Annotated in this window: 10 protein-coding genes and 1 pseudogene; 4 read left to right on the forward strand and 7 right to left on the reverse strand. The window is 50.2% G+C overall.

Going from position 1 to position 9,911, the window contains the following annotated elements; translation table 11 throughout:
* Window positions 1–2: 2 nt before the first annotated feature.
* The 7 genes from PKX57_RS04570 to PKX57_RS04600 all read right to left on the reverse strand — a co-directional run bounded on the left by PKX57_RS04570 (window position 3) and on the right by PKX57_RS04600 (window position 6,893).
* Window positions 3–1,037 carry an ABC transporter permease subunit gene (locus tag PKX57_RS04570; protein WP_213922936.1) on the reverse strand — a complete coding sequence of 345 codons (1,035 nt, stop codon included), beginning with the start codon at window positions 1,035–1,037 and terminating at the stop codon, window positions 3–5.
* The gene (locus tag PKX57_RS04575; RefSeq protein WP_213922935.1) at window positions 1,015–2,523 is read right to left on the reverse strand and encodes an ATP-binding cassette domain-containing protein; all 1,509 of its coding nucleotides are present in this window, start codon (window positions 2,521–2,523) and stop codon (window positions 1,015–1,017) included. The genes PKX57_RS04570 and PKX57_RS04575 overlap by 23 nt, the downstream gene beginning before the upstream one ends.
* A 75-nt stretch (window positions 2,524–2,598) precedes the next feature.
* Window positions 2,599–3,585 (reverse strand): BMP family ABC transporter substrate-binding protein, encoded by a 987-nt coding sequence (locus tag PKX57_RS04580; protein ID WP_213922934.1) that lies wholly within the window; start codon window positions 3,583–3,585, stop codon window positions 2,599–2,601.
* On the reverse strand, window positions 3,582–4,541 hold the full coding sequence (locus PKX57_RS04585) for a PfkB family carbohydrate kinase (RefSeq protein WP_213922933.1): 960 nt from the start codon (window positions 4,539–4,541) through the stop codon (window positions 3,582–3,584). The genes PKX57_RS04580 and PKX57_RS04585 overlap by 4 nt, the downstream gene beginning before the upstream one ends.
* The gene (locus PKX57_RS04590) at window positions 4,538–5,356 is read right to left on the reverse strand and encodes a BtpA/SgcQ family protein (RefSeq protein WP_213922932.1); all 819 of its coding nucleotides are present in this window, start codon (window positions 5,354–5,356) and stop codon (window positions 4,538–4,540) included. The genes PKX57_RS04585 and PKX57_RS04590 overlap by 4 nt, the downstream gene beginning before the upstream one ends.
* The gene (locus PKX57_RS04595) at window positions 5,353–6,177 is read right to left on the reverse strand and encodes a BtpA/SgcQ family protein (RefSeq protein WP_472416208.1); all 825 of its coding nucleotides are present in this window, start codon (window positions 6,175–6,177) and stop codon (window positions 5,353–5,355) included. The genes PKX57_RS04590 and PKX57_RS04595 overlap by 4 nt, the downstream gene beginning before the upstream one ends.
* The gene (locus PKX57_RS04600; RefSeq protein WP_213922930.1) at window positions 6,177–6,893 is read right to left on the reverse strand and encodes a UTRA domain-containing protein; all 717 of its coding nucleotides are present in this window, start codon (window positions 6,891–6,893) and stop codon (window positions 6,177–6,179) included. The genes PKX57_RS04595 and PKX57_RS04600 overlap by 1 nt, the downstream gene beginning before the upstream one ends.
* 507 nt (window positions 6,894–7,400) lie before the next feature.
* Between PKX57_RS04600 and PKX57_RS04605 the strand changes: the two genes are divergently transcribed.
* From PKX57_RS04605 to PKX57_RS04620, 4 genes and pseudogenes are all read left to right on the forward strand, one after another.
* The gene (locus tag PKX57_RS04605; protein WP_213922929.1) at window positions 7,401–7,976 is read left to right on the forward strand and encodes a DUF937 domain-containing protein; all 576 of its coding nucleotides are present in this window, start codon (window positions 7,401–7,403) and stop codon (window positions 7,974–7,976) included.
* 84 nt (window positions 7,977–8,060) lie between these two features.
* Entirely contained in the window at window positions 8,061–8,465 is a 405-nt protein-coding gene (locus PKX57_RS04610) for a DUF4332 domain-containing protein (RefSeq protein WP_213922928.1), read from the forward strand.
* Window positions 8,466–8,598: 133 nt separating this feature from the next.
* Window positions 8,599–9,645, forward strand: a complete 1,047-nt coding sequence (locus PKX57_RS04615; RefSeq protein WP_472416210.1) for a LacI family DNA-binding transcriptional regulator — start codon at window positions 8,599–8,601, stop codon at window positions 9,643–9,645.
* A gap of 37 nt (window positions 9,646–9,682) precedes the next feature.
* A pseudogene (locus PKX57_RS04620) lies at window positions 9,683–9,911 on the forward strand (L-fucose/L-arabinose isomerase family protein); the annotation flags it as partial.

Genomic DNA, 9,911 nt, shown 5'->3' on the forward strand with positions numbered 1-9,911 from the left:
TTTCAACCTTCCCTTCGCCCGACAATGAACGTCTTGAACGCCGCCACAAAAAGCACCATAACAGCTTGAAGGACACCGCTTATCTCGGCCGGAACGGACGTGAACAACTGGAGATTGACGCTACCCGTTTGAAGAGCCGAGAAAAGAAAGGCGATCCCCACAATGAGCAGGGGGTCGTTAAAGGCAAGAAGACAGATGAGCAGACCGGTGAAACCGTATCCGGGCGAAAAGCTCTGCATCACTCTTTGAGTCATTCCAAGGACGAGGAGGCCACCGGCAAGACCCGCGAGAGCCCCTCCGATAAGCATCGACAATAACTTCGTTTTCTTTACCCTTATTCCACTCAGCCCGGCAAAAACCGGGTTACTGCCGGTGATATCGAACTCGTAGCCCGTAATGAACCTCTTTCGGAATATGAAGAGAACCAGAACCATACCGATGGCCACGAAGAAAGTCGCGGAGAATTGAGAGCCTTCGAACAGGTATGGAATCACAAAACTCGACTTGATATATGGAGTCTGTGCCAGAGGCGAGCGCGGATCTCTGAAAGGGTTGTTGATCAGGTATGCTATCAACTGCGCCGCGATATAATTACCCATAAGCGTGGTGACGACCTCGTCCATCCGGAGCTTTATTTTGAAGAAGGCCGGCCACGCGGCCCACGCCATTCCAAATGCGGCAGAGACAATCAAAGCGACGACGATGTTCACTAGACCGACCCCAAAATCGATCGAAAAACCGACAAGCGCCGCTCCGAAAGCTCCCAGAAGCAACTGGCCCTCCCCGCCGATGTTCCACATACCCGTCCAGGCGGGGACTGCAACGGCGGCCGCGGCAAGAATCAACGGCACCATCTTGTTGAGTGTGGAGAGAAACTGGTAATGATTGCCCAGAGAGCCTTCGATGATGTAGCGGAATCCCTTGAAAGGCGATTCGCCGCCGAACCAGATTATCAATGCCCAGACGGATAATATGCACAACACCAGCAGAAGCGAGAGAAGCAACTTCCTGAAACTAAGAGTGCGAGTACCGATCATCCTGCGCCCCCCTTATCCCCGTCATATAGTAACTTATCTCCGTCGGATCATAATGGGGGTGCGTCATCTCGGTGACGGCTCTCCCTCGATAGAGCACGATAATTCTGTTCGCAAGACCCATTATCTCCTCTAGATCGCCGCTTATGAGGATTACTCCCGAGCCTGTCTTGACCAGCCTCCTGAATGAATCATGAATGAGCTTTCTTGCGGCAACGTCGACCCCTGCCGTGGGTTGAGCCGCGACGAGAACCACCGGTTCGTAAGCGATCTCCCGACCGACTAGCAGTTTCTGCATGTTTCCGCCCGAGAGAGCCCTGACGGCCGTTTTGATATTCTTGCCGCAGCGCACGTCGTAGTCGGCAACGATCGATTCTGTGAAAGACCTTGCATCGGTGTCCTTTATCAACCATTTCCCGAATTTTCCGAATTTATGGTGGCCGGCCATGCAGTTCTCCACTATGCTTCTATCGGGAGCCAGCCCCTTTCCCATCCGGTCGTCGGTGATTAAGGCGAGACCGGCTCGTCTTCTTTCGAGCGTGTCGAGAGAAGATATAGATGAACCTACGAGCCTTATATCCCCCGAGGCCAATCTCAGACTCCCCGCAAGAGCTTCGAAGAGTTCTTCCTGACCATTTCCCCCAACTCCCGCAAAGCCGAGAATCTCTCCCTCCCGCAACTGGAAGCTCAAATCCCTTATAGTACCGGATACATCGGAAATTCCCTCGACCGAAAGAACGCTCTCGTTTCCGAGGCAGTCCGGCGGATCCTCGGAGAGATCCGTGGCGGTCCCGATCATCATGTTTGCCACGCTCTCTCTGTCAACATCCCTTTTGTCAAAGGTTCCAATAACATTTCCCCTTCTCAGAATCGTTATTCTGTCGGCAAGGGAGAAGACCTCTCCCAATCTATGGGAAATGAAGATAACAGTCTTTCCCATTTCGCGTATTCCCCTCACAAACTCAAGGAAATCTTCCACCTCGTTGGGCGCAAGAACGGCCGTCGGTTCGTCGAGTATTACGAAATCAGCTTCTCTGTACAGAACCTTGAGGATCTCAACCTGCTGTCTTTTACTGATAGGAAGAGAGTCGATTCTATCATCGGGCGAGATGGACATTCTGAGCCTGTCGATGAGCGAGGCGACCGACTCGTTCATCGCCTCTCTGTCGACTCTGCGCAACTTGCTCTGGAAACGGTTCTCCATTCCAAGTACAATGTTTTCGGCCACGGTGATACTCTGTACAAGCTTGAAGTGCTGGTGAACCATTCCTATTCCCAGATCTATCGCCTCGGAAGGGTGTTTTGGCGAAAAATGATTGTTGTTGAATAGGATCTCTCCCGAAGTCGGCTTAATCAGACCGAATAGAATGTTCATCAAAGTGGATTTTCCCGCGCCGTTTTCGCCGACTATCGCGTGTATTTCGCCTTTTCTAACCTCGAAACTCACTTCCCTGAGAGCTTCCAGACCGTTCGGGTATGTTTTCGACACTCTTTTGCAGACTAGAATTTGGAACACCCCCCGATATGAAACCCGGAGCCCCTATAGGGGCTCCGGAAGGAATCTTTAATCGAGATATGAATCTACAACTATCTCTCCGTTCGAGATCTTCTCCTGTATCTCGCTGATTTCTATATAGACGGATGCCGGCACAGTGTCCATCATGAATTGGTTGTATGCGAGTCCGACGCCGCCGTTTGCGATGCCGTATACATGAACGGAACCCTTCTCGAGGCTGTTTTCGATCTGCATTCTTACGATGTCAAGAACTGCGACATCCACTTTCTTCATCATACTGGAGACTATGAAGCCAGGCTGGAGATAGCCCTGATCGGTATCGACGCCTATCGCGTAGAAGCCGTAATCTCTGGCCGCTTCGAGTATTCCCAGTCCCGTCGGTCCCGCAGCCTGGAATATCACGTCGGCTCCCTCTTTGAAGACAGAGTAGGCCGTTTCCTTTCCGAGTGCCGGGTCGTAGTGGTCACCGGCGTATCTGGCTATAACCTTGACACTTGGATCTACATACTTCACTCCATGCTCGAAACCGGCCTGATAATCCCTTATTACCGGCATATCGAAGCCACCGACGAATCCCACGATCTTCTCCGCGTTTATCTTGCAGAGTTCGGTTTTATTCGTGAGCAAGGCCGCGAGGCAACCGGCAAGGAAAGCGCCTTCGTTCTGCTTGAATGGCACGGAGACAACATTCGGAAGGCTGGATGTGCCATCGATATAGACAAAAGTCTTGGAGGGGAACATTGCGCTGACTTCGGCGAGTTCCTTATCGAAGAAATAACCCGGGTCCACGAAGATCAGATCGTAATTCATGGCGGCAGCCCTCAGCGAATCGAAATACTTCGAAGGATCTACATTGCACTCGAAGACCTTGTACTCGATTCCGAACTGTTTCTGGGCTTCCTGAATGCCGATGTACGCCATATCTGTAAATCCGCGGTCTCCAATGGCGTCGCCGGCAACGATGGCAACCTTTAAGGCCCCCAAACCCATCGCTACAAAACTCAGTAACGCAAGAACTAGAATCAAACGCTTCATAAGACTTTCACCCCCATCTTGATAGATTTGTAGTACTCGCTTTTCAACATGCTTTCCCTGTCAGGATAAGAAGTCGCCGCCCCGATCCTCTCGGTGCTCATTCCCGCGTAGACATTTGCGTAAGTTCCTATCTCCTTCTCATCCAGTTCATTGACGTGTCCCCAGACAACGGCCGCGTTGAAAGCATCGCCAGCGCCCGTGCAGTCGAGAACCTTGACCTTAGAAGCCGGAAAATCTATACTGAAGTCTCCGGAAATAAAAGAACAGCCTTTGGCGCCTTTCTTGATCCATATCTCGGAAATCCCCGCATCGAGAAGGTCGAGACAAAATCCGAATTTCCTCGATTTCGAGAATAGAACGGTCAGTTCATCCTGAGCCGGGAGGAAGACATCTACGTAAGGAATCACTTGCTCTATTCTCTCGATGGAAACCGGGTCGGTCTTCCTCATGTTTGGATCGAAGAAAATTTTCGTTCCTGAACGCTTTGCCTTCTTTACCGCTTCCAGGAACGTATGAAAGGTCTCGGCTCCTTCGACTATCGATACACCGGTGAGATAAAGCAAATCCGGGCTTTCGTAAACCTGCGAGAGGTCCTCGCAAGTCATATGTATGTCTGCGGCATTTTTTCTGAACGAGAAGAAAGTTCGCTCGTTCTGGGCCGAAAGCGAAAAAACCACTCCGGTCGGGTACGAGCTAGAAACCTTCGGAGTGAACTCAATCCCCAGCTCCGAAAGGCAAACCTTTATATAATCACCGAAGAGATCGTTTCCTATCATCGTCTCGAACGATGCGTCAACGTCGAGCTTCTTCAGACCCACAAATGTGTTCAGCCCCGAGCCGCCGGGATTCAGGATCGGTTTTTCACTATAGACAGAGCCTCCAGGCACGGGGAAGCCGTCGAACCTCCCGATTATATCCACATTTATGTCGCCCAGCACGAGAACGGATTTCTTCATCTACTCCTGATCTCCCCGATCACTTTCATGAACTCCTTCACCCTTTCGCAATCCACGGATTTGTAGGAGTTACCGTCGATCTTGAATGTAGAGCCGACAAAGGCGCCGGAGGCGACTTCGAGTATCTTTTGCGCGTTGACTTTGTTCATACCCGATCCCACCATTATCGGATAGTCGGGAAGTACCCCGCGCACTTTCTTCAGATCTTCGAGAGGTGTTTCAAACCCCGTGTGTTTACCGCTTATGATCACGGCATCGGCCATGAAATACGCCGCGTCGTAAGCCGATTCCTCTATCGGTCTCATCGCAAGCGGCGCTGAGTGTTTTATATGGACGTCCGCGAAGATCTTGATGGATGGGTCGAGGAACTTGCGATATCTTAGGATCTCATGAGGTCTCCTTAATGCCAGACCGGATACGTCGACCGCCGCTTCGGTGAAAACTGTGGCTCTGACGAATCTGGCACCCGAGGTGTGAGCTACCGCTATGGACGCTATCGGATCTGCAAGAAGGCATATTCCCATCGGAACATTCGGATAGGCTTTGTGAACCTCGTGGGCGACTATGGAAAGCGAGGAGACGGTTTCGGCCGGAGCGACGTCGGGAAAATACGATGGATCGTTGTAGTTCTCCACCTGAACGCCGTCGACTCCTCCGTCTATGAGCTTCCCCGCCTCTTCGAGCGCCTGATCTATAACTTTCTTCAGACCCTTTCCGTCGTAAACGGGCGAACCCGGCAGCGGCTTGAGGTGAATCATGCCAATTATCGGCTTTGAAGTAGCGAAGATTTCGTTGAATTCAGATACAGTTGTCATCGGTCGAGCTCCTTTCTGCACTTTTCCATGCTTTTTGAGAACTGCCTCACTCTCTCTGGATCTATGGGACCTTCGGTTTTTCCGTCTTTCTTAAGGCTGGTTCCGACAATTACTGCATCGCAGAGTTTCGGGAAGTACTCGGAGAGGTTTTCTTGAGTTACGCCGCTCCCGACAATGAGAGGGACATCTGGAAGATAATTCCTGACCGCCTCCACATCTTCCGGCTTTGTCTTTCCACCCGTCTTCTTTCCCGTTACGATAATCGCGTCGGCGAGTCCGCGTTCGTAAGCATCCTCGGCCGATTCCTCGATCGATCTTCGCGACAGAGAATAGCCGTGTTTGATATGAACGTCGGCAAATATCTTCACATCTCCGGCCTCGATCATCTTTCTGAACCTGAGGGCATCTGCCGCCACGCTCTCCATCGTTCCGGCATCGACAATATAAGTCTCGGTGTAGTAAGGGACTCTGATGAATTTTCCACCCACGGCCTTTGCTATCGCGAGAGCGGAAATCGCGTCAGATTGAAGGACACATAGCCCGATCGGCACGGAAAGTCTGGACGCAACTTCAAAGGCAATGTAAGTCATCGCCGCAACGGTTTCCGGTCCCACCCTCTTCTTGAACATCATGTCCCGGAAGTTTTCGACTATCAGGCCGTCTATTCCGTTTTCGACCATGATGGTAGCTTCTTCGACGGCTATTCTGGAGATCTCCTTCATCGCCATACCTTCGTATCTTGGCGCTCCCGGCAGTGGCTGCAGATGAACGACACCGATTATCGGCAGCTTTTTTCCGAATATCTCTTCAAACATTTTCATCATCTCACTCCCTGTCTGTATAATTCCTGGGATATCACATATCTATCCGGTCTGAACAATCCTTCCATGTATTCGATAGGAACGTTGTTTGAGATAAATGTAAGTCTTATGATTTTGAGCAGCGGGGAGTTTTCCTTTACCCTCAGAAAGCCGGCCGATCTCTTGTCGGCCGCTTCGGCGGTAACGGTTTCGCTGGCCTTTTCTATCCTCAGACCCAGAGACTCTATCTGCCTGTAAATCGAAGTTGCCGTGAAATCCAGTTCGTCAAGGGGTAGCGCTCTTGAAACGGGGAAGAAGGATGTGGTTATGGCCATTTCCAGACCGTCCACCAGTCTTAGCCTCTCGACTTTTATTACTTCCCGGCTCTTATCGATTCTCAAAAGGGAAGAGATCGTATTGCCGGTCTGGGTCTTTTCAACGCTGATAAGTTTTGCGGAGGGACTGTGGCCGGAAGCGATTATATCCTCTGAAAAGCTGTTAAGAACATTGAGTGCTGTGGAAAGTCTCTCGCTGCTAACATAAGTACCCTTGCCGACCATTCTGACAAGGATTCCATCGTTGACAAGCTGATCGATCGCGTGTCTCACGGTCATGCGGCTTACCTTGAACAGATCGACAAGCTCTCGTTCGGATGGGATTTTGTCGCCGGGAACGAGTCTCCCTTTTTCGATCTGTTTAATCATATAGCTTCTGATTTCCAGATAGATAGGTATCATGCCGACACCTCGCAATCGCGTATAGATATCTATATGTCTATACCACCTGAATTCTATACTTCTTTTTTTAACCAATGCTTCAGTTGTAATTAAGCTTTCAAAGAGGTGTTTAGACAGCTAACCCCAACACACTTCAACTGGTAAGTTGCGGACTTATACCACTTAGAACGGTTGTTGGGTGCGCGTGGAGAGGTGGGGGTAAAAACACGAGAAAGAGCGTCGAGGGTTTTTCGCGTCGTCATTCCGTGGAGCCTGTCCTGATGAGCCTGCCCTGAAATGTTCATATTCAGGAAACCTATACGGGACCTCATCTCTTCAGTCTCTCCCTCCCTCTCTATGGCCTCTGTTTTACCAGGAACCCACGCTCGGGGCTTATACTGTGTCAACCGCTGATCGCCTTAAGGTTTCAGATCCCGGCTTTTTCGAGTCTCTCTCATTAGCTAGGGCAATTATAAATAAAGAAGTATAATAAGTTTGATGTTACTTATTTTTAAAAGGAGGAAAAAAATGGGTCTTTTCGATACGCTTTCTAAGCAGCTCAGCGAAAAAAGCACGGCAGCGAAGTTAGGCGAGTCTGTTGGTGTAAGCCCGGAAAAGGTACAAAAACTCACAGAGATTGGATTACCGACACTTCTTCAGGGGCTGCTAAAAAACTCCTCCACTCCTGAAGGGGCTGCTTCGCTGGCAAAGGCTTTGGATCAGCACAAGAATGACAATGTCAGCAGCATTACCAGTTTTCTGAACGGAGTAAATAAAGATGACGGTGTAAAAATGCTCAGTCACATATTTTCCGGCAAGGAAAAACAGGTTGAGAAAAGTCTCGCAAAAGAGACCGGCTTGAAAACGAATCAGGTTGCCGGCCTTCTGTCGCAGCTGGCACCGCTTCTGATGGGTTTCCTCGGCCAGGAAAAGAAGAAAGAGAACCTGGACGCTTCTGGAATAGCCGGTTTGTTGTCGAACGTTGCCAGCCAGGGAGATAGCGGAATGATGGGAATGGCGGCCAACTTCCTTGACAGCAACAAAGACGGAAACATTATCGACGACGTGGGAAACCTGTTCGGAAAGATATTCAAGAAGAAATAATTTAAGCACAAATAGCTAACGGCTGGTCGACTAATAAAATCTGGATCTGTCTGTTCAATACATTTTAAGAGAGGAGGAGAGTCTGTGACAAAACTGGCTATAATTAAGGGAATCGAATCCGCGATCGAGAATAAGTTGAAAGAGCTGGGCATAGTTTCAGTAGAATCTCTTCTGGAAGCTTGCGCAACGAAAAAGGCCCGAACGGAACTCGCAAAGAAGACCGGAATTCCGGAAGATAAGATTCTTACCTGGTCCAATCATGCAGACTTGATCAGAATCCGCGGAGTTGGCGGGAAGTATTCCGAACTCCTGGAAGCCGTAGGAGTCGATACCGTACCGGAACTGTCGAAGCGAAACCCCGAGAACCTGTATTTGAAGATGATCGAGGTTAACGAAAAGGAGAAACTGGTTGAAAGCCTCCCGGCTAAAAAGCAGATCATAAAATGGGTGGAACAGGCCAAGAAATTACCTCGAGTTCTTCAGTACTGAAGCGGTTCGGCGATTCGATCTTCCTGACAGTTTACGGCAATCCGAGCACGAAGGGTAGGACCCTTGGGTCCTACCTTTTCTCAGAGGTTGATTGTATAATGCAATTGTACGCAAACGTTTGCGGAGGTTTGTTGTGGCCGGAAAAACTACGATCAAAGACATCGCGAAGAGTCTCGGAATATCGCCTTCGACCGTGTCGAGAGCTCTGTCGAACGGACCGGGCGTCGGCGGCGATCTCCGTAAAAGGATCCGCAAAGTTGCTTCACAGCTGAATTACATCCCCAATTCATCCGCAAAATCCCTGAGAACAAGAAAAACCAAGACTATCGGCCTCATCGTCTCCGATATAAGAAATCCCTTCTTCCTGGAGTTCATGGGCGGAGTGGAGGCGGTTCTCTTTCCACGGGAATTCAAATTCATAGTGTGTAATACGGGTGAGGATTCGAAAAAAGAAGAGATATACATAAGATGGCTCATGGAACACGGAGTGGAAGGCATCCTCTCTTCCCCTTACCAGGATAGGGAGGGAAGTAACAACGGCGCCTTTTACAAAAAGGCTATGAAGTCGGGAATCCACGTGGTCTTCTACGACAGGCTTCTCGAAGGGGTTGGCGGCATAGACTCCGTGACGCTTGACAACGAGCAGGCGATAATGAACGGTGTTTTCTATCTGAGAGAGCGTGGCCACGAAAGAATTGCGCTCTGTCTTCATAAAAGAGGGATCTATACGATAGAAGAGAGATACTCGGGATTCAAAAAGGCCTGTGCGATTCTGGGAATACATCCCGACGACAGGTGGGTTCTGGAGGATATGACGGATTATTCCGTCTCGCTAGATAAGCTGAGGTCGGTATTGACGGCCTCCGATCGACCGACGGCGGTGATCTCCACCAACCAGTACCTGAATGAGACGGTAGTCAGGGCGGCCCGCGAACTCGGCCTGGATATACCGGCCGATCTTTCCCTGGTGGGCTTTGACGATTCATCGCTGAACGAGCTCATAGATCCGCCGGTGACGACGATCAGACAACCTGTTGTCGATATGGGAAAGATAGCCGCCACACTACTTCTCGGGAGGATAGACGGGGACCGTGGGGAACAGACCAGGATCGTGTTGAAGGCCGAGCTGCTGGAAAGAAATTCCGTAGCCTCTACGGCAAAAATAGTAAAACGGCTATGACAATCGCCATTGTTTAAGGCATAGAAGGAGGAGGAGCATGCAGAAGAGAAAAGTAGGAGTTATAACGTTTTCCGACGGTAGAGATTTCGTGCACAGAGATCTCATCGACATGAACAGAGAGTTCCAGAACCGGCTGGTGAGAGCGCTCGAAGCCACGGGCGAGGTAGAGGTTGTAGTGGCTTCGGAGATCGTCTGGAAGCCCTCGCTGGCCAAGAAGGCCGGAAAAGAGATGATGAAGGCCGAAGTCGAGGCGACTATATTCAACT

The sequence above is a fragment of the Mesotoga sp. genome (assembly GCF_035363035.1).
Classification (GTDB): domain Bacteria; phylum Thermotogota; class Thermotogae; order Petrotogales; family Kosmotogaceae; genus Mesotoga.